Source organism: Saccharothrix saharensis (assembly GCF_006716745.1).
Lineage (GTDB): Bacteria > Actinomycetota > Actinomycetes > Mycobacteriales > Pseudonocardiaceae > Actinosynnema > Actinosynnema saharense.
The window spans coordinates 5,175,982-5,194,888 of record NZ_VFPP01000001.1; the positions used below are offsets into that span (position 1 = coordinate 5,175,982).

Annotated in this window: 17 protein-coding genes and 1 tRNA gene; 12 read left to right on the forward strand and 6 right to left on the reverse strand. The window is 70.1% G+C overall.

Features of this window, described 5'->3' with window-relative positions; all coding sequences use genetic code 11:
- Positions 1–18 precede the first annotated feature (18 nt).
- Together FHX81_RS22995 and FHX81_RS23000 are read left to right on the forward strand one after the other, a co-directional pair.
- A complete protein-coding gene (locus tag FHX81_RS22995; protein ID WP_141980118.1) occupies positions 19–1,077 on the forward strand; it encodes a DNA cytosine methyltransferase in 1,059 nt (352 codons plus the stop codon).
- Positions 1,078–1,524: 447 nt separating this feature from the next.
- Positions 1,525–2,172, forward strand: coding sequence for an HAD family hydrolase (locus FHX81_RS23000; protein WP_141980119.1), 648 nt, complete (start codon positions 1,525–1,527; stop codon positions 2,170–2,172).
- 11 nt (positions 2,173–2,183) lie between these two features.
- On the opposite strand, the gene FHX81_RS23005 is transcribed toward FHX81_RS23000, so the two are convergent.
- Positions 2,184–2,870 carry a hypothetical protein gene (locus FHX81_RS23005; protein WP_141980120.1) on the reverse strand — a complete coding sequence of 229 codons (687 nt, stop codon included), beginning with the start codon at positions 2,868–2,870 and terminating at the stop codon, positions 2,184–2,186.
- A 126-nt stretch (positions 2,871–2,996) separates the two neighbouring features.
- Complete coding sequence (locus FHX81_RS23010; RefSeq protein ID WP_141980121.1) at positions 2,997–3,632, reverse strand: helix-turn-helix domain-containing protein; 636 nt, start codon at positions 3,630–3,632, stop codon at positions 2,997–2,999.
- A 176-nt stretch (positions 3,633–3,808) separates the two neighbouring features.
- Here FHX81_RS23010 and FHX81_RS23015 point away from each other — a divergent pair, with 176 nt between their 5' ends.
- Both FHX81_RS23015 and FHX81_RS23020 read left to right on the forward strand, forming a co-directional pair.
- Positions 3,809–4,138 carry a hypothetical protein gene (locus tag FHX81_RS23015; RefSeq protein WP_141980122.1) on the forward strand — a complete coding sequence of 110 codons (330 nt, stop codon included), beginning with the start codon at positions 3,809–3,811 and terminating at the stop codon, positions 4,136–4,138.
- Positions 4,135–4,470, forward strand: coding sequence for a hypothetical protein (locus tag FHX81_RS23020; protein ID WP_246107941.1), 336 nt, complete (start codon positions 4,135–4,137; stop codon positions 4,468–4,470). Before FHX81_RS23015 ends, FHX81_RS23020 begins: the two co-directional genes overlap by 4 nt.
- A 120-nt stretch (positions 4,471–4,590) precedes the next feature.
- On the opposite strand, the gene FHX81_RS23025 is transcribed toward FHX81_RS23020, so the two are convergent.
- Positions 4,591–4,989, reverse strand: a complete 399-nt coding sequence (locus FHX81_RS23025) for a GntR family transcriptional regulator (RefSeq protein ID WP_141980123.1) — start codon at positions 4,987–4,989, stop codon at positions 4,591–4,593.
- 108 nt (positions 4,990–5,097) lie between these two features.
- Here FHX81_RS23025 and FHX81_RS23030 point away from each other — a divergent pair, with 108 nt between their 5' ends.
- On the forward strand, positions 5,098–5,679 hold the full coding sequence (locus FHX81_RS23030; RefSeq protein ID WP_141980124.1) for a site-specific integrase: 582 nt from the start codon (positions 5,098–5,100) through the stop codon (positions 5,677–5,679).
- 52 nt (positions 5,680–5,731) lie between these two features.
- Here FHX81_RS23030 and FHX81_RS23035 read toward each other — a convergent pair.
- Positions 5,732–5,807: transfer RNA gene (locus tag FHX81_RS23035), tRNA-Lys, on the reverse strand.
- A 155-nt stretch (positions 5,808–5,962) separates the two neighbouring features.
- Here FHX81_RS23035 and FHX81_RS23040 point away from each other — a divergent pair.
- Positions 5,963–6,820 (forward strand): exodeoxyribonuclease III, encoded by an 858-nt coding sequence (locus FHX81_RS23040; protein WP_141980125.1) that lies wholly within the window; start codon positions 5,963–5,965, stop codon positions 6,818–6,820.
- A gap of 34 nt (positions 6,821–6,854) precedes the next feature.
- Here FHX81_RS23040 and FHX81_RS23045 read toward each other — a convergent pair whose 3' ends face one another.
- Complete coding sequence (locus FHX81_RS23045; protein ID WP_141980126.1) at positions 6,855–7,868, reverse strand: FAD-dependent monooxygenase; 1,014 nt, start codon at positions 7,866–7,868, stop codon at positions 6,855–6,857.
- Positions 7,869–7,925: 57 nt separating this feature from the next.
- Here FHX81_RS23045 and FHX81_RS23050 point away from each other — a divergent pair, with 57 nt between their 5' ends.
- The 5 genes from FHX81_RS23050 (at position 7,926) to FHX81_RS23070 (ending at position 17,274) form a co-directional block, all read left to right on the forward strand.
- Positions 7,926–8,474 (forward strand): TetR/AcrR family transcriptional regulator, encoded by a 549-nt coding sequence (locus FHX81_RS23050; protein ID WP_141980127.1) that lies wholly within the window; start codon positions 7,926–7,928, stop codon positions 8,472–8,474.
- A gap of 49 nt (positions 8,475–8,523) precedes the next feature.
- Positions 8,524–9,744 carry a hypothetical protein gene (locus tag FHX81_RS23055; RefSeq protein ID WP_141980128.1) on the forward strand — a complete coding sequence of 407 codons (1,221 nt, stop codon included), beginning with the start codon at positions 8,524–8,526 and terminating at the stop codon, positions 9,742–9,744.
- 80 nt (positions 9,745–9,824) lie between these two features.
- Positions 9,825–10,406, forward strand: coding sequence for a hypothetical protein (locus FHX81_RS23060; RefSeq protein ID WP_141980129.1), 582 nt, complete (start codon positions 9,825–9,827; stop codon positions 10,404–10,406).
- Positions 10,406–12,403, forward strand: a complete 1,998-nt coding sequence (locus tag FHX81_RS23065) for an SPFH domain-containing protein (protein ID WP_141980130.1) — start codon at positions 10,406–10,408, stop codon at positions 12,401–12,403. The genes FHX81_RS23060 and FHX81_RS23065 overlap by 1 nt, the downstream gene beginning before the upstream one ends.
- Positions 12,400–17,274, forward strand: a complete 4,875-nt coding sequence (locus tag FHX81_RS23070) for a DNA repair ATPase (RefSeq protein ID WP_141980131.1) — start codon at positions 12,400–12,402, stop codon at positions 17,272–17,274. The genes FHX81_RS23065 and FHX81_RS23070 overlap by 4 nt, the downstream gene beginning before the upstream one ends.
- A gap of 10 nt (positions 17,275–17,284) precedes the next feature.
- Here the strand turns inward: FHX81_RS23070 and FHX81_RS23075 are convergent, their stop codons facing one another.
- Complete coding sequence (locus tag FHX81_RS23075) at positions 17,285–17,803, reverse strand: excalibur calcium-binding domain-containing protein (protein WP_141980132.1); 519 nt, start codon at positions 17,801–17,803, stop codon at positions 17,285–17,287.
- A 128-nt stretch (positions 17,804–17,931) separates the two neighbouring features.
- On the opposite strand from FHX81_RS23075, the gene FHX81_RS23080 reads away from it, so the two are divergent.
- A complete protein-coding gene (locus FHX81_RS23080; protein ID WP_141980133.1) occupies positions 17,932–18,771 on the forward strand; it encodes an oxygenase MpaB family protein in 840 nt (279 codons plus the stop codon).
- Positions 18,772–18,907: the final 136 nt, after the last annotated feature.

Sequence of the window (18,907 nt, forward strand, 5' to 3'; positions counted from 1 at the left end):
TGACGATAAGATCACGTAGTGACCGCTACAGCGCCTACCGCAGTTGACTTGTTCGCCGGAGCCGGAGGGGCAACTCAAGGACTCCGAGATGCTGGCTTCAACGTAGTAGGAGCTGTGGAGTTCGATCCAGAAGCGTCTCGGTCTTACCGTCTGAATCACCCAAGAACTCGGCTTTGGCAATCTGATATACGATCGTTGCCAGCAGAACGGATGCGCATTGAACTAGGCTTGCGCATTCGTGAACTGACTCTCTTGAAGGCATGCCCGCCGTGTCAGGGATTTTCATCCCTTGCGGGTGGGCGAAGCATGGATGAAACGCGTAATGATCTAGTTCACCAAGTGGTGCGGTTCACTAGGGCTTTCATGCCTAAGGCTATTCTGCTAGAAAATGTTCCAGGTTTGGCGCGTGATAGACGGTTTACTGAATTGACCGAGAAGCTGAGCAAGCTTGGATACTCGTTCGGTAGTTACAAATTGAATGCCACAGTCTTCGGTGTTCCTCAGCGCCGAAACCGATTGGTTGTTCTCGGCATTAGAAGCCGGAAGGCGGTTATCTCTTCCGATATTTGGGAGATTCTGGGTCAGGGTTATGCGCCTGTCGCTCTTACTGCAGGCGAGGCTTTGCAAAATTTGTACAGCTTGGCTCGCAAGAATGACCCGCTCAATCGTCATCGTTCACTGTCGAAATCTACTGCCGAACGAGTGAAGGCGATTCCAGTCGGTGGTACGCGATTTGACCTGCCTCCGGAGCATCGTCTCCGCTGCCATAACGAAGTGGACAGTAAGGGGGGGCATCGAGCAACAGCCTCATACGGTCGAGTAAAGCTCGACCTACCAGCACCTACTATGACGACGCGCTGTACGACGCCTGCATGTGGTTCTTTCATTCACCCTATTGAAAATCGCGGCCTGACCTTGCGCGAAGCGGCATACTTCCAAACTTTTCCCGTAACGTATGACTTTCTGGGCTCTTACGAGTCGATCGAGCGCCAGATAGGAAATGCTGTCCCAGTTGAAATGGCTAAATATCTCGGGATTGCTGTGCTTAAGTCAGTACGTAGGGCTCGGTTGCTCTAATTGCACGTTGGCAAGGCTGTGGGCTGGTCGATGCCGTCAGGCGTCGAGCTGTCCACAGGCGCGGCAGCCGAGCGCCATAACCACGCGGCCGAGTCGACCACCGCGCGCTCGTCTCAAGCCCTGAGGCCGGAAGTATCGTCGTCGAGCAGATGGGTAGATCTGTTCAAGCGGTTCTCTGGGGGCACTGGCCGTGGCCTCCGGCTGTTGTGGGCAGGTTTCGGTGCCTCGCGTGTCGCGCCCGTGGGCCGCCAGGCCCACTTGGCGCGACCGAAGACATCGCCGGAGCCTGCCCACAACAGCCCGCAAGGGCACGAACGGCCAGCGGCCCCGGAGGGGGCCGCCTTGATGAAGAAAAGAAACTCTGAACACCGTGGTCAGGCTGCCTCGGTGTCCGCTGGAGTTGATGCCACTGTCGCGTGGTGGGCGGTGATGGCGTAGGAGTAGGGCATGGTCGCTGCCGTGGTGTTTGACGTGGGTGAGACGTTGCTGGATGACTCGCGGGAGTGGGGGGCATGGGCGGATTGGATCGGGGTGTCTCGGCACACGTTCTCGACGGTGCTCGGGGCGGTGACAGCGGCAGGGCGGGATAACGCGGAGACGTTCCAGTACTTCCGGCCTGGGTTCGATGTGGCTCAAGAGCGGCAGCTTCGGGAGCGGGCTGGGGTGGGTGAGCGCATCGAGGATCGGGACTTGTACCCGGATGTGCGGATCGGGCTGGCTCGGCTGCGGGAGGTCGGGCTATGGGTTGGGGTGGCGGGGAACCAGACTGCTCGGGCGGCGGAGTTGCTGCGGGGGTTGAGGTTGCCGGTGGATGGGTTGGCGACGTCTGGTGAGTGGGGTGTGGCCAAGCCTGCGGCGGAGTTCTTCGAGCGGGTGGTGGGGATGACGCCTGCGGTGGTGGCTGGTGATGTGCTCTACGTCGGTGATCACCGGGACAACGATGTTGTGGCGGCGAAGGCGGCTGGGTTGCGTACGGCGCTGATCCGGCGTGGACCTTGGGGATACCTGTGGGCGGATGACCCGTTGGTGCGTCGGGACGCCGACTGGGTCATCGACTCACTGCACGACCTGCCGGAGCTGCTGGCGAACGGCTGAGGCGTAGCCGCTCAGCGAGCGCCTGCCCAGGCGGCCAGGTCGAGTAGGCCGGAACTGAGTGACGGGTGGGTGCGTAGCAGCACGGACAGGGCTTGGCGGACCTGTGGATGGGCGCGCACGTGTTCAGGTGCGGCTTGGCGGGCGGCCTGCAAGCACATGTAGGCGTCTTCGTGGCGGCCGAGGTCGAGTTGGGCGCGGGCCAAGTCGATGTAGTAGTGCGAGCGGCGTTCGGCGGGTAGTTCGGCGGGCGGGTGCCAGGTGGAGGCTCGTTGGATGCCTGCGGCGTCTCGTAGCTCGGCGGCAACGGCCAGCTCGTGGATGCGCAGAGACGCGGGGCCGAAGGCGGTGCCGTGGTAGATGCCTTCGGGTGCGGCGTGGGCGGCGTAGCGGGCGGTGAGCAGGTGGTCGGCGGCGATGTCGGCTTTGCCTGCTCGGGCGGCGACGACCGCGGCTCGCATGTGGAGTGCGCCGAAGGCGGCTGCGGTGGGTGCCTGTTTCAGGTCGCGGGTCGGGAGTTGGTCGGCGGCGTGGTCCAGGGCGCGGGCGGCGGTGTGGAGGTCGCCGCTGGCGAAGAACGTTTCGGTGCGCACGTAGGCGACTGCGGCGAACAGTAGTGGGTTGTCGGCCTCGGTTGCTGTTGTGCGCATGAGGTCGATGAGGCGGGCCGACAGGTCGAAGTAGCGGTACTTGTAGGCCACGCCATCGGCGGCGCGTAGGGCCAGGGTCAGCAGGGATGCGACGTGGCGGCGGTCGGCTGGGTCGAGGAGTTGGCGGGCTCGGGCAAGTTCGCCGATTAGGGCGGGTAGGTGGCGGACGAGTTCGCCTTAGCGGGCTTCGAGCCGGTGGTTGTTCATGCGGGCGACGTCGGCGGCCAGCTCGGGAAGGCTTCGCGTCGGGCCGTCGTCGGGTAGGTCGAGGATGTCGAGCGCGCGGCGTAGGCGTGGGATGCCGACCTGCACGATGTCCAGCTCTTGAGCTGGTTGGGGTGGTGGCTGATCGGCCGGTGCCCACGACTGGTGGGGCGAGTAGGCCGGGCTCGGGTCGACGGTGCGGCCGGCGTAGAGGTTGCGGACGTCGTGGACTTCGCGCGCGGTGCCGTCGAACCATCGGAGGTGGCGCGGGACGTGGAGGGCGTCGCACCAGCGTTCGAGGCGTTCGAGGTCGGTGACCGGGCGGCGGGAGCGTTCGACTTCGCTGACGCGGCCTTGGGTGAGGTCGAGCCAGACGGCGAGGGTGGCTTGGGGGACGGTCGGGTTCTGGGCCTGGCGGTAGGCGCGGAAGACCTGGCCGATGTTGCGGGACTCGAACGCCTCGCGGATGGTGGGCTTGGCCCAGAACTCCGGCGGCAGCGTCGGGGCGTGGAGCGTAGAAGCCGCGGTGCAGCGGCCACAAAGTTCGCCCCGGTTGTCCTTGGCCAGCAAGGTGTCACACGTGCGGCAGCGTCGCTTGGACGTGGTCACGTGGTCGTTCACCCCTTGGTCGAGCTGTGCCTACTTCGGAGTGTAACTCGCCGATTACGGTGCTGAGCTGCGGTTAGTGGTGACGGCGATCTTCGATCAGTCATTGGTATGGGATCGGCGTTGCGTCCGAGTGAATCTGGTCGAGCAAGTCCCAGGTGTACACGGAGGTCGAACCCATGGGGATGTACTTGCTCTTCCAGCCGGAGGAGGACGCCGAGTCGGCGTTGGTGGAACGGGCACAGGGGCATCCGTCCCTGGTGATCGCGTCCGGTGACGCGCGGCTGACGGTGCAGATCGCTGGTCGTGAAGGTGGGGCGCAGCTCGCGATCAGGTTCGCGCGTGAGCTGGCCGAGTCGGCTGCGCAGTTCGCCGACCGGTGCGAAGCCCTCACCAAGCTCGCACCGCTCGACTTCGAGCACTTGAGCGCTCTGGTGGGCGCGACGCCGGACGAGGTGAACGCGCTGACGGTCCCTGCCGGTGATGACGTGAAGGAAGTCGAGCGGTGAGTGAGGTCGACGGCTTGAAGCCGTTGTGCGACGAGACGGAGTTCGCGGCCCTGTTGGAGACGATGGTGGTGACCTCTGCGCCGCGGGTGTTTGCGGTGGTGCAGGAGTTCGGTGAACGCCTCGACGGCTGGGTCGCTGGGTGGGGCTTCGCCTTCGAGGACCGCGCGGAGGTCTTCTCGGTCCATGACCACTCCCGCATGAGTCTGGGCAAGCCGGAGAACGCGTTGCACCTGTTCAGCAGCGCGCGCAATCAGTTGACGGCGCGGCTGGTGTGGCTGCCCGACGTCGGCGAACGACCGGACGTCTCGGAGGTGGCTACCTGCTCGGTGTAGCGGTCGAGGTCCGGGGTTCGGCGCCGGCAAGGGGGCGTGATGTCTGAAGAGGACGAGTGGACGGCGGAGCACTGGCGGGATCTCCCCAGGCCTCCGAACTCCTGGTGCGCCTGGAGGAACTCAGTGATCGGCTGAGTCGGGTTGAGGCTCGGCTGGCGTGGTCCCGAGAATCTCAGCCTCGACAGCGGCGACGCGCCGGCTGAGGTCGTCCAGGACCGTGTTGATGCGGTCGAACATCTGCCGAAGCTCATGCGGTGAGGGCACGTCGTCCCCCGCATGGGCTTCGGGCTTCTTCACCACGATCGTGCCTTCGCCCTGGCGGGAGATGACCAGTCCTTCGTTGCGGAGCTGGTCCAGTGCCTTCTGCAACGTCATCACGGCGCGGCCGTACTTGGTCTGAAGCTCGGTCAGGGACGGGAGCTTGTCGCCGACCTCGACCTCGTCGGACGCGATGTAGTGGCGCAGGTCGTCTGCGATCTGCTGGTACGCAGGTCGGCGATCGGTTGCGTCTGGGCGCATGCACAGGCTGCAGCGATGGAGCTAGCACCGCTGGAAGTCACTCGATCGGCCTAGTGTCTCTAATGCCTTTACTAGCTATGTGCTTCGACCGCGGTTGAGGTTGTCGACCTGCTCAAGAAGCGGGACCAGGACGAGCAGGCCGTCAAGGACGACCTGCCGGACCTCGTCCGGTTCTTCCTGGGCACCGGAGAACGGACCGAGGAGGCACTGGGCGCGTACTGGCCTGACTTCAACGAAGAGGCGCGGGAACTGGCCATGTCTGGCAACGTCATCCGCGCACGCGGTCGAGGCCGGGTCGTGAATCGGGGCAAGACGGAGAATGCTGAACGACCGATCCCGCTGCCGGACTGGTGCGTCGTCATGCTGGTGGGGAGGCGCTCGAAGGCTTCGGACCTCGACGGCCCGATCTTCCCCAGCTCGACCGGCACGATTCGTGAGGCTACGAACGTCCGCAATCGCGCGTGGAAGCCGTTCATCACCCGGGCCGGGTACGAATGGGTGACTTTCCGAACCTTTCGGAGGACCGTCGCCACGCTGCTGGACGAGGCGGGTCTGACGGCCCGGCAGATCGCCGACCTGCTCGGTCACTCGCGGCCGTCGATGACGCAGGACGTGTACATGGGCCGCAGGTCACCCGGTCGGGCGGCGGCGGACGCGCTGGGAGCAGTCATCACCGTAAGTGAGGGGTAAACGGGGGATCCGACTCCGCTGAACCCTGGTCCAACCGCTGGACCAGCGAGTTTGGTGGGCCGCCAGGGACTCGAACCCTGAACCCGAAGATTAAAAGTCTCCTGCTCTGCCAATTGAGCTAGCAGCCCGTGCTCGACAGCTTACCGAGGTCGGCGTGCCCGACGAGCCGGGTGGTCGACGGCGTGGTGTGGGTGCGGTCACGTTCTGGGTGGCGCGGAGCGGTGCGGGGCAGGTCAGGGGTTGGTGACGAGTCGACGGCGGGCGTTCGGACTACCGTGGCGTGGTGCGGGTGGCGACGTGGAACGTGAACTCGGTGAAGCAGCGGGTGCCGCGGTTGTTGCCGTGGCTCGAGCAGCGGCGGCCCGACGTGGTCTGCCTGCAGGAGACGAAGCTCGCCGACGACGCCTTCGCGGCGTTGCTCGGTGACGAGTTGGCCGCTCGCGGGTACGAGGTGGCGGCGCACGGGGAGGGGCGCTGGAACGGGGTGGCGATCCTGTCCCGGGTCGGGTTGGACGACGTGGTGAACGGGCTCGCGGACGGGCCGGGGTTCCCGCACCCCGAGGCGCGGGCGGTGGCGGCGACGTGCGGTGGGGTGCGGGTGCACTCCGTGTACGTGCCGAACGGGCGCGCGCCGGACTCCGACCACTACCGCTACAAGCTGGCGTGGTTGGCGGCGTTGCGCGACGTGGTGGCGGCCGGGCCGGAGGACGCGGTGGTGTGCGGTGACGTCAACATCGCGCCCGCCGACGCGGACGTGTTCGACCCGGCGGCCTACGTCGGTCACACGCACGTGACCGCGCCCGAACGGGAGGCGCTGGCGGCGCTCCAGGCGGTCGGGCTGCACGACGTGGTCCGCGACCGGTGGCCGGACGAGCGGGTCTTCACCTACTGGGACTACCGCGCCGGCATGTTCCACCAGGACCTCGGCATGCGCATCGACCTGGTGCTGGCGTCGACCCCGGTGGCGGCGCGCGTGAGGGCCGCGTGGGTCGACCGGCAGGCGCGCAAGGGCACCGGGCCCAGCGACCACGCGCCGGTGATCGTCGACCTGGACGTGGCGCCGGACGGCGACATCGGGCCGGTCGTGCCGCCGCCGTCGGCACCGCGCGCCCGCAAGTCCGTGAAGCTGCCCCAGTCCTGAGCGCCCGGTCCTGAGCGCCCGGTCCTGACGTCCCTCAGCCCGCCAGCTCGTCGCGCTCCAGGTCCGCGCTCCACGACGGCTGCGGCGCCAGCGCCAGTGCCACCCGCAGGCCCGCGTCGCGCACCCCGGTGAACCGGCGCACCCTGGCCAAGCGGTTGAGCCACAACGACCGCGCGGCCAGCCGCTGCGTCACCCGCCGCCGCTTCGAGTCGTACGCCCGCAGCCCCTCCTCGACGTCGCCGGTCAGGCACTCGGCCAGCACCACGCCGTCGATGATCGCCTGGCACGCGCCCTGCCCGAGGTCCGGTGTCATGGCGTGCGCGGCGTCACCGAGCAGCGCCACCCGCCCCGACACGTACCGGCGCAACGGCGACAGGTGCAGCAGGTCGTGCCGCAGCACGTCGGTCGCGGCGGCGAGCACGCGCGGGATCGGGTCGTGCCAGTCGGCGAACACCGAGAGGTCCCGGCCCATCGCGTACCAGTTGGTGCGCCCGTCGGCCTGCGGTGTGAGGCCGAACTTGCCGCCGCGGCCCCAGGTCTCGCCGCCCGCGCCCACCTCGACGTCCACGGTGCCGCGCCACCCGACCGCCCCGGACCGCAGGACCCGCGCGTCGAACAGCTCGCCGCGCACGGCGCTGTGGACGCCGTCCGCGCCGACCACGACGTCGTACCCGGCGCAGTCGGCCAGGGTCGCCGCCGCGCCGAACCGGACCACCCCGTCCGGCAACGCCTCCGCGAGCACGCCGAGCAGCGCGGGCCGCGTGAGCAGGTGCACGGAGCTCGCCGGGATGGTCCCGAGCACCGTCCCGTCCGGCTTGCGCACGGTCCCGTCGGTCTGCCGCCGCCCGGCCCGCCGCGCGGCGTCGCCGACCCCGAGCCGGTCCAGCGCGGCCAGGGCGTCGGGCCAGATCCCCAGCCCGGTGCCCGCGTCCGGCAACGCCGCCGAGCGCTCGAAGACGTCGACCTCCCACCCCCTGCGCCGCAAGCCGACGGCCGCGGCCAGGCCGCCGACCCCTCCACCCACCACCGCCGCACGTCGCGCTCCCACGCCGGCCACCGTACTACAGCTGTAGTGTACCGCACTACGGGTGTAGTATCACGATCGATGACCAGGCAGCAGCAGGTGCTCGACGCCGCGATCCGCGTCCTCGGCACCGGCGGCATGCGGCAGCTCACCCACCGCGCCGTCGACACCGAAGCCGGCCTGCCGCAGGGCTCGACGTCCAACCACTTCCGCACCCGGGATGCCCTGGTCGGTGCGGTCCTCGCCCGACTCCTGGAACGCGAGACCGCGGTGTGGCGGGGGGTGGCCGGCGACGTCACCACCCCCGAAGCCCTCGCGGACGCGGTCGGCGCGCTGGTCCGGCGGCTGGCCGAGCAGGACCGCGTCCTCACGCTGGCCCGTCACGCGCTGCTGGTCGAAGTGGCCCAGCGCCCCGGACTGCGCGGCGCGGTCGACCGGGCGCACCGCGAGATCGCGCGCTGGGCCGTGCCCCTGGTCGCGGAGCTCGGCTCGGCCGACCCGCCCGCCGACCTGGCCCTGCTCCTCGCCGTGATCGACGGCTTGCTGACCAACCAGCTGGCCGACCCGAGCCCGCGCTTCGACCCCGCGGCGGCCGTCCGCACGGTGCTTCGGGGGATGCTCCCGGGCTGAGCGCTCGGCCATCATGTGCGCCGACCCACGACCCGGAGGAGCGGCGACGGTGACCGACCACGTGACGCAGGCGTACCTGGACGACGAGAGCCTGCACGGGGTGATGGCGGGGCTCGACCTGCCGCCCGCCCTGCGCGCCGCGTACGGCCACCGGCTGGTGAACCGGCCGTTCTTCCTGGACGAGTACACCGCGCACGACGTCGCGGCGGACGTCATGGACTTCTTCGAACTCCTCTTCTCCTTACCGCGCAGGATGTTCGACGGCAGCTTCACGCGGTTCGCCGAAGCGCTGGGCATCCCGCCCGCCGAAGCCGCGATCATGGGTTCCGAGCGCCCGCCGACGCACGGTCGCGCGGACATCTACCGGGTCGGCGACGCGTTCCGGCTGCTGGAGATCAACGCGGGCTCGCAGCTCGGCGGCCCCGACCTCGGCGAGTTGGCCCGCGTCATCCAGCAGGACGCCGGCTTCGAGCCGTTCGTGCGGGAGCACGACCTGCGCCACGTCAACCCGGTCGAGAAGCTGCTGGACGCCGTTGGCCGCGACCGCACCATCGCGTTCCTCGAAGAGGGCGGGATGCTGACCAGGTTCGCCAAGGGGTTCGAGAGCTTCCGGGAGACCTGCGCGCGGTCGGGCGTGGACGTGCTGCTGGGCGAGCTGCACGAGCTGACCGAGCGCAACGGCCACCTCCACCTGCACGGCACGAAGCTCGACGTGGCGGTCCGGTACTTCAACGCCGCCCAGGCCGTCGGTTACGCCGAGCTGCTCGCCAAGGGCCACAAGACCGAGCTCTACACGCCGTTGTCGAGTTACTACTACGGCAGCAAGTCGACCATCGCGCTGTTGTCCGAGCACCGCGAGGTGCTGACCGACGACGAGAAGGCGTTGGTGGACCGGCTGGTGCCGTGGACCCGGTACGTGCGCGACGTGCCGCGCGACCGGCTGCGCGCGGACCGGGAGAACCTGATCGTCAAGGCGGCGGGCGGGTTCGCGGGCGCGGGCGTGCACCCCGGTTGGCTGCTGACGGACCGGGAGTGGGCGCGGGTGCTGGACGACGTCGCGGGGCAGCCGTACGTCGTGCAGGAACGAGTGCGGCCCACGCCCGACGTCGTGCCCGGCGACGACCGGCCGTGGTTGACGACGTGGGGCTGGTTCGTGACCGACCAGGGCTTCGCGGGCATGAGCATCCGGTCCATGCCGTTCGCCGACGGCGCCGTGGTCAGCTACGCCGGCAACCCGGCGACGAAGGTCTCCGGCCTGCTCGTGCACTGACCGGCGCGGTCCGACCGCGTTGCGTCATTTCCCCCGGATCACCGCCGAAAACGGGTTAGGGTCCCGTGAAAGGGGGGTACATGGGGGAGTTCTTCGCGGCGTCGCTGGGATTCCCGGTCGCGGTGCTGAGCGTGCTGCTGGTCGTCGTGGTGGCTTACTGGCTGCTGGTGGCCTTCGGCGCGGCGGACGCGGACTGGGTCGAGCTGGACATCGGCGGCGTGCCCGCGACCCTGGGGCTCTCCCTGCTGATCGCCGTGTCGTGGTTCGCGTGCCTGGCGGGCGTCGAGCTGCTCGGTCCGACCTCGACGCCCGCGCGCCTGGGCGTGCTGGGCGGGTCGCTGGTCGTCGGCCTGGTGCTGACCCGGTTCGCCATGACGCCGTTGAAGCGGCTGTTCCCGGAGGACCCGCCCGCGTCGCGCCTGGACTTCGTCGGCCGCCCGTGCGTCATCCGCACGGGTCGGGTGACGCGCACGTTCGGCCAGGCGGAGGTCACCGCCGCGGACGGCTCGTCGGCGGTCGTGCAGGTGCGGCAGCCGGGCGAGGACCCGCTGACGGCCGGCACCACCGCGCTGATCTTCGACTACGACGTGGACGGCGAGTTCTTCTGGGTCGCGTCCCTCGACTTCGGACACGACCCGACTCTCACACGGGGGGACCACTGATGGACGTCATCACCACCGGGTTCGGCATTCTCGTCGCCGTCGTCCTGGTCGTCGTCATCGGCCTGCTGATCCTGATCAGCCGCCTGTTCCGCAAGATCGACCAGGGCAAGGCGCTGATCATCTCCAAGGTGCGCAAGGTGGACGTGACGTTCACCGGCGCCGTGGTGCTGCCGGTGCTGCACCGCGCGGAGATCATGGACATCTCGGTGAAGACGATCGAGATCCGCCGCGCCGGGCAGGAAGGCCTGATCTGCCAGGACAACATCCGGGCCGACATCCGGATCACGTTCTTCGTGCGGGTGAACAAGACCGTCGAGGACGTCATCAAGGTCGCCCAGGCGATCGGCACCGCCCGGGCGAGCGACGAGCAGACGTTGCAGGAGCTGTTCAACGCCAAGTTCTCCGAGGCGTTGAAGACGGTCGGCAAGCAGCTCGACTTCATCGACCTCTACACCAAGCGCGACGAGTTCCGCGACCGGATCATCCAGGTCATCGGCACCGACCTCAACGGCTACAGCCTGGAGGACGCGGCGATCGACTACCTGGAGCAGACGCCGATGGCGCAGCTCAACCCGTCGAACATCCTCGACGCCCAGGGCATCCGCAAGATCACCGAGCTGACCGCGATCGAGCACGTGCGCACGAACGAGTTCACCCGGCACGAGGAGAAGGAGATCACGCGCCAGAACGTCGAGGCGCGCGAGGCGATCCTGGAGCTGGAGCGCCGCCAGGCGGACGCGGAGATCAAGCAGAAGCGCGAGGTCGAGACGATGCGCGCCCGCGAGGAGGCCGAGATCGCCAAGGTGCAGGCCGAGGAGCGCCTCAAGGCCAACACCGCGCACATCCGCACGGACGAGCAGCTGGGCATCCAGACCGAGAACAAGGCGCGGGAGATCGCGGTGGCGGAGAAGAACCGCGAGCGCGTGATCGCGATCGAGACCGAGCGCATCGAGAAGGACCGGATGCTGGAGGTCATCGGCCGGGAGCGGGAGACCGAGCTGACCCGGATCGCCGCGGACAAGGAGCTGGAGGCCGAGAAGCGGTCCATCGCCGAGGTGGTGCGCGAGCGCATCGCGGTGGAGAAGACCGTGGCCGAGCAGGAGGAGATCATCAAGCGGCTGCGCGCGGTCGAGGAGGCCGAGCGGGAGCGGCAGACCGTGGTGATCAAGGCCGAGGCGCAGGCGCAGGAAGGCCTGGTCAAGGACATCAAGGCGGCCGAGGCCGCCGAGCAGGCCGCGAAGTTCAAGGCGCGCGAGGAGCTGCTGCTGGCCGAGGCGCGGCAGCAGGCCGCGGAGCTCGACACCCGCGCGATGATCCGGCTGGCCGAGGGCAAGCAGGCCGAGGCGGCGGCGTCCGGTCTCGCCGACGTGCAGGTGCGCGAGCGGGACGCGGAGGCGATCGAGAAGGTCGGTCGCGCCGAGGCCGTGGTGGAGAAGGAGAAGGCGCTGGTGGCCGCGCTCGCGATCCGCGAGAAGCTGAAGGGCGAGGCGGAGGGCCTGGCGGACAAGGCGGGCGCGATGGCCGCGCTGGACGAGGTGACCCGCGAGCACGAGGAGTACCGGCTGCGGCTGGAGGCGGACAAGGAGGTCCGGCTCGCCGGGATCGACGTGCAGCGGCAGGTGGCCGAGTCGCAGGCGCTGGTGCTGGCGGCGGGCCTGGAGAAGGCCGACATCGACATCGTCGGCGGCGACAGCATGTTCTTCGACCGGATCGTCGGCGCCATCACGATGGGCAAGCAGGTCGACGGGTTCGTGGAGCACTCCGACGTCGCGCAGACCCTCGCCGGGCCGTGGCTGAACGGGACGGCGAGCTTCACCGACGACATCGGCAGGCTGCTCGGCTCGATCGGCACCGGTGACGTGAAGAACCTGACGGTGTCCGCGCTGCTGCTCAAGCTGATCAACTCCGGCGGGCCGGACGAGGGCAAGCTGCGCGAGCTGCTGGCCGCCGCGCAGCGCCTGGGCGTGGCCGAGCGGCCGGTCGCCTCGCTGTCGTGACCGCGGCGGTGGAGCCTTCGGGCGCGGCGTTGGAGGCGGGCACCTACGAGGTGCTGCGGGCCCGGCTGGCCGAGCAGGCGGCCGGGCTCGCCCGCCGGGCGGAAGCGCTGAACGCGCGTCGGCTGGAGGCGTTCGGCAGCGCCGAGCTGACGTTGCTGGGCACCGAGCGCATCCGCACCGAGCACAACTGCGTGCCGCGGGACTGCGTTTCCCTTTCCGTCGCCGAGGGGCGGGGATCCCCGGTGGCCGGGCTGATGCTGTTCGGCTACAACGTGTTCATCGGCCTGAAGCCGGAGACGACGGTCGACGACGTGTTCTCGCTGCACCGGTTCGCCCGCGACGGTGACGCGTTCCGGTTCGAGGACGCGGCGGACGACGAGCTGCCCGGCCTGCTGCGCGACCCGCGGTTCGAGCGGGACTTCGCCGAGCTGTACCGGTACTACCGCGACACGCGCCTGATCCAGCTGCGCCGGGTCGAGGGCCGGTTGCTGGCGGTGTTCCAGACCGGCGCGCGCATCGGGGACATCCGGGTGCTGCGCTGGCGGGTCGGCGTGGACGGCGCGGTGGAGTACCTGGACAACCGGGGCGAGCGCGACCACGTGTTCCCGCCGTCGCACGACTTCGAGTGGGTCGTGACCGGCCGCGAGCACCACGTGCTCGGCCGCCACCCGCACATCTCGATCGAGGACGAGGTGTTCGTCGAGACCATCGGCGGCGACCTCACCATCAAGGTGGAGGACAACACCGAGACCGGCGAGGGCGTGTACACCGAGCCGGTGGACGAGCCGCTGCAGTCGCTGGCCGACGGCGACGTGCAGTACGCGCGGGTCGGCTCGCTGATCCTGCTGCGCATCCGCCCGTACAACGAGACCGCGTGGCGGCACCTGGTGTTCAACACCCGCACCCGGTCCGTGGTGCGGCTCGACGGCATCGGCCAGGCGTGCCAGCGGCTGCCCGAGGACCAGGGGCTGATCTTCCCCGGCGGCTACTACCTGGCCACGGGCGTCAGCAAGACGTTCGACACCCCGGTGGACGAGCTGGAGTTCGAGCGGGTCATCCGCTCCACCAACGGCGAGGACGTGCTGTACGTCTTCCACGCCCGCCGCGACGGCCGGTCGCTGCTGCTGCCGTACAACGTGATCCGCAAGGAAGTGGCGAACCCGCTGTCGTGCCACGGGTACTCGCTGTTCGACGACGGCACGCTGGTCGTGTTCCGCGCGATGAGCGACGAGCCGACCCGCGTGCACCCGATGCAGGTGTGGCAGACGCCGTACCTGTCCGACGCGTACGCCGCCGCGCAGCCCGCGGGCACGGGCCCGTTGGCCCGGGTCGGGAACGCCGACCTGGTGCGCGGCATCTCCGACTGCCTGTCGGTGACCCGAGTGGTCGGCGAGATGGCGCCGTCGGTGGCGGTGTTCGAGGACCTGATCGCCTCGTGCACCAGGGTGTTCGACGCCTACCACTGGCTGGGCGACCCGGAGCTGGAGGACCTGCGCGCGCCGTTGACGCAGGTGCGTGCGACGGCCGAGCAGGTGCTGGACGAGTTCGAGACCGTGCAGGCGCTGACCGACCAGGCGGCGGCCGCGGTGGTCGAGGCGGACGAGCGGATCGCGTCGCTGGTGCGCCGGGTGCGCGGCGAGGTGCCGAGGACCGCGGACGCGTGGGTGCGGCAGTTGGCCGACCTGCGGCAGGCGCAGGGCCACCTGGTGACGTTGCGGGAGATGCGGTACGCCGACGTGGCGCGCATCGACTCGCTGACGGCGTCGCTGCGCGAGGAGCTGGGCGGCACGGCGCAGCGCGCGGTCGAGCACCTGCGCCGCGACGACGCGTTCGCGGGCTACCACGAGCAGGTCGAGGCGCTGGTCGGCAAGGCGGATGCGATCGGCACGGTCGCCGAGGCCGAGCCGGTGGTGGCGGAGCTCGCCGAGCAGCAGCGCGGCCTGGAGGTGCTGACCGAGGTCGTCGGGTCGCTGGACATCGCCGACGCCACCGTGCGCACGTCGATCCTGGAGCGGATCGGCGAGGTGCTGGGCGGGCTGAACCGGGCGCGGGCCACGGTGGACGGTCGCAGGCGCGCCCTGGCGGCCACCGAGGGCCGGGCCGAGTTCGCCGCCGAGTTCGCGCTGCTGGGCCAGGCGATCACCGCCGCGTTGGCGGTCGCGGACACCCCGCAGCGGTGCGACGAGCAGTTGGGCCGGCTGCTGCTCCAGGTGGAGAACCTGGAGTCGCGGTTCGGCGAGTTCGACGACTTCCTGGCGCGGCTGGGCGGCAAGCGGACCGACGTGTACGAGGCGTTCTCGTCGCGCAAGCAGGCGTTGCTGGACGACCGGGCGCGGCGCGCGGACCGGCTCTCGTCGTCGGCCGACCGGATCCTGGCGAGCGTGACCAGGCGGGTGGCGTCGCTGGCGTCGGTGGACGAGGTCAACACCTACTTCGCGTCCGACCCGATGGTGGGCAAGCTCCGCTCGGTGGCCGACGAGCTGCGGTCGCTGGGCGACCAGGTGCGGGCCGAGGAGCTGGACGGGCGGGTGCTGGCCGCGCGGCAGGAGGCGGGCCGCGCGCTGCGCGACCGGCTGGACCTGTTCGACGGCGACACGATCCGGCTCGGCCGGCACCGGTTCGCGGTGAACACCCAGCCGGTGGACCTGACGCTGGTGCCGAAGGACGGCGCGCTGTCGTTCGCCATCACCGGCACGGACTTCCGCTCGCCGGTGCGCGACCCCGCGTTCGCCGACACCAAGCCGTTCTGGGACCAGCTGCTGGTGTCGGAGACGGCCGAGGTGTACCGGGCCGAGCACCTGGCCACCTCGATCCTGGCGACGCACCCGGTGGACGCGCTGCACGTCGCCGTCACCGAGGAGCGGCTGCCCGGGCTGGTGCGGCAGGTGGCCGAGTCCAGGCTGGACGAGGGTTACGAGCGCGGCGTGCACGACCACGACGCGGCACGCATCCTCGACGTCCTGCTGCGGGTGCACGCGGGCGCGGGGGTGCTGCGGTACCCGCCCTCGGCGCGGGCGGCGGCGCAGCTGTTCTGGGCTTCGGCCGACGAGGACGTGCGGGCGGTGCTCGAACGGCGCGCGGTGTCGTTGGGGCGGGCACGGGCGGCGTTCGGGCACACGACGGCCATCGACGAGCTGTGCGCGGAGCTGGCCGAGGCGGCCGGTGACCCGTTGGCGGGCGAGTACCTGTTCGAGGAGCTGTGCGGCGCCCCGTCCGGGTTCGCCACGAGCGCCGGGGCGCGTGCCCTGGTGGACGCGTTCCACCGCGCGCTGGGCGGGCGGAAGGAGTTCGACGACGACCTGCGCGCGGTGGCGGACCCGTCCTCGCGGCGCCGGTTGGTGGAGGGCTGGTACGAGGCGTTCCTGACCGGCTCGCCCGACCGGGACCGGTACCTGCCGGACCTGCCGGAGGCGGTGGCGCTGGAGCTGTGCCGCGACCTGCCGCGGCACGAGTCCTCGGCCCAGCTCACGGCGACCGTGGACGGCCTGCTCGGCACGCACCCGCGCGTCGTCGACCGGTCGTTGGCGTTCCGGCTGGACGAGCTGCTGGCCCGCACGCGGGCGTTCCGCGAGCAGCGCGTGCCCGCCTACCGGGCCTACCAGCGGCGGCGCAACGAGGTCGTGGCCGCCGAACGGGCGCGGCTGCGGCTGGACGAGTACCAGCCGAAGGTGATGAGCGCGTTCGTGCGCAACCGGCTGCTGGACGAGGTGTACCTGCCGCTGATCGGCGACAACCTGGCCAAGCAGCTCGGCGCGGCGGGTGACGGCAAGCGCACCGACCAGATGGGCCTGCTGCTGCTCATCTCACCGCCCGGCTACGGCAAGACCACGCTGATGGAGTACGTGGCCAACCGGCTCGGCCTGGTGTTCGTCAAGGTCAACGGCCCGTCGCTGGGCCACGAGGTGACGTCGGTCGACCCGGCGGACGCGCCGAACGCCACCGCGCGGCAGGAGGTCGAGAAGATCTCGTTCGCGCTGGAGGCGGGCAACAACGTGCTGCTGTACCTGGACGACATCCAGCACACGTCGCCGGAGCTGCTCCAGAAGTTCATCTCGCTGTGCGACGCGCAGCGGCGGATGGAAGGCGTGTGGGACGGCGGCACGCGCACCTACGACCTGCGCGGCAAGCGGTTCGCGGTGTGCATGGCCGGCAACCCCTACACCGAGACGGGGCAGCGCTTCCGCATCCCCGACATGCTCGCCAACCGCGCCGACGTGTGGAACCTGGGCGACGTGCTGTCCGGGCGCGAAGAGCTGTTCGCGTTGAGCTACGTCGAGAACGCGCTCACGTCCAACCCGGTGCTGGCGCCGCTGTCCACCCGCGACCGCGGCGACGTGGAGCTGCTCGTGCGGATGGCGCGCGGCGAGGACGTGCGGGCCGACCGGCTCGCGCACCCGTACTCGCCGGTGGAGCTGGAGCAGGTGCTGTCCGTGCTGCGCAAGCTGGTGCGGGTGCAGGAGGTCGTGCTGGCGAACAACCAGGCGTACATCGCCTCGGCCGCCCAGTCCGACGCGTCGCGCGTCGAGCCGCCGTTCAGGTTGCAGGGCTCCTACCGGAACATGAACAAGCTGGCGGAGAAGGTGGTGCCGGTGATGGACGACGCGGAGCTGGCGGCGGTGATCGACGACCACTACGCGGGCGAGGCGCAGACCCTGACCTCCGGCGCGGAGGCGAACCTGCTGAAGCTGGCCGAGTTGCGCGGCACGCTGACCGAGGAGCAGGCCGCGCGGTGGGCCGCGGTGAAGGCCGCCTACGTCCGGGCCCAGGCTCTCGGCGGCGCGGACGACGACCCGACGTCCCGCACGGTCGGCGCGCTGTCCCTGCTCACCGACCGGGTGGGGTCGGCGCTGGACCGCCTGGCCGACCGCTGACCGCCGGCCGTCAGTCGGCCCGTTCGCAGGCGATGCCGTCGCCGTCGCGGTCGAGGTGGTGGCGGTCCCAGCCGACCACCTCGACGCGCGTGGTGCCCTGCTCGTTCAGCCAGTCGCACAGCCGCCGCACGCCGCGCGGGAACCGCCAGGGCACGCACGGCCCCTCGGTCAGGTACGAGCGGTCGCAGTCCTCGCCCCACGACGGGCTCGTGGACGGGGTGCTCTCCGGGGCGCTCGACGACGGGGGCGGCTCGGTCGTGGTCGTCGTCACGGCGACTTCGGTGGTGGTGACCGGCGGCGTGGGCCGGGGCGCGGGCGGCAGGACGACCACGGGCACGGTCGTCGGCCGCGCGACTTCCAGGGTGGTGGTGTAGGTGGCGCTGAGCACGCCGGGTTCCACCGGGCTCTGCTGCACCTGCCGCACGTCGACCGGGCGCGGCTCGTCCACCGTGATCGCCAGCGCCACGAGCGTGCCGGTCGCCAGTAACAGCACCACTCCGGCGAACGCGACACTCCTGCCACTGCTCATCCCAGCACCCGCTCCGAGGCTCCAAGCTGTCACGTGGAATCGCTCGTGCCGCGGGAGGCGTTACGCCCCAGTCGTTCCGGCAGGTCGCGGGGGGTGACGAGAACCGCACCACGTGACACGATCGGGTGGTGGACGTCGGGTTGCTCGGACCGGGAACCGTCACGTGGCAGCTGCACGCCGATCCCGCCATGTGGGTCGCCGGCATCGCGAGCCTCTACCTCCAGGCGCTGCACCCCCGCGCGGTCGCCGCCGTGGTGCAGAACTCCACCTTCCAGCAGGACCCGCTGGGCCGGTTGCTGCGCACCGCGGACTTCGTCGGCACGGTCAGCTACGGCTCCACCGACGAGGTCGAACGAGCCGCCGCACGCGTCCGCGGCGTGCACCGCACCCTGCGCGCCAAGGACTCGACGACGGGCCGCGGCTTCCGCATCGACGACCCGGAACTGCTGCTGTGGGTGCACTGCGCCGAGGTCCACTCCTTCCTCACCGTGCTGCGCCGCGCCGGCTACCGCCTCACCGACGCCCAGGTCGACCGCTACTACGCCGAGCAGCGCCGCACCGCCGCCCTCGTCGGCCTGCACGCCGACGAGGTGCCCGGCAGCGCCGCCGAGGTGGCCGACTACTTCGCCGCCGTGCTCCCGGAGCTCAAGCGCACCGCGGACTCCGAGGTCGTGTACCGGTTCCTGCACCGCCCGCCCGTGACCGGCCTGCTGCGCCTCGGCCTGGACGCCTACGAGCCGCTGCTCGGCCACCTCGCGTACTCCGTGCTGCCCGAGTGGGCCATCGCCCTGCACGGCCACCGGCCCTACCCGGAACCCGCCGCCACCGCACTGCTGCGCGCCGTCCGCGCCGCCGCGCTGCTGGTGCCCGCGCCGATCCGCTGGGGCGTGCCCGAAGGCCACGTGAACAAGGCGATACGGCGACTCGGCCTGCGGGTGGCGCCCAGGCGAGCACTCCTGCCGTCCTAGGGCGGAGTCGGCGGACTCACAGCCGCCACTGCTCCGAACGGCGCAGTGGAGTGGACCACTGCGACCTTTATCGCACTTGGAGGAACGCTCGGTTTGCTTAGCATGGCCAACGTCCGGCGCGCCGACCCGCGCCGAC

Bases quoted from the DNA above. Each gene is read 5' to 3' on its own strand.
- FHX81_RS23000 (WP_141980119.1), top strand. From the start codon at position 1,525: ATGGTCGCTGCCGTGGTGTTTGACGTGGGTGAGACGTTGCTGGATGAC.
- FHX81_RS23015 (WP_141980122.1), top strand. From the start codon at position 3,809: ATGGGGATGTACTTGCTCTTCCAGCCGGAGGAGGACGCCGAGTCGGCG.
- FHX81_RS23025 (WP_141980123.1), bottom strand. From the start codon at position 4,989: ATGCGCCCAGACGCAACCGATCGCCGACCTGCGTACCAGCAGATCGCA.
- FHX81_RS23050 (WP_141980127.1), top strand. From the start codon at position 7,926: ATGACCAGGCAGCAGCAGGTGCTCGACGCCGCGATCCGCGTCCTCGGC.
- FHX81_RS23060 (WP_141980129.1), top strand. From the start codon at position 9,825: ATGGGGGAGTTCTTCGCGGCGTCGCTGGGATTCCCGGTCGCGGTGCTG.
- FHX81_RS23065 (WP_141980130.1), top strand. From the start codon at position 10,406: ATGGACGTCATCACCACCGGGTTCGGCATTCTCGTCGCCGTCGTCCTG.
- FHX81_RS23075 (WP_141980132.1), bottom strand. From the start codon at position 17,803: ATGAGCAGTGGCAGGAGTGTCGCGTTCGCCGGAGTGGTGCTGTTACTG.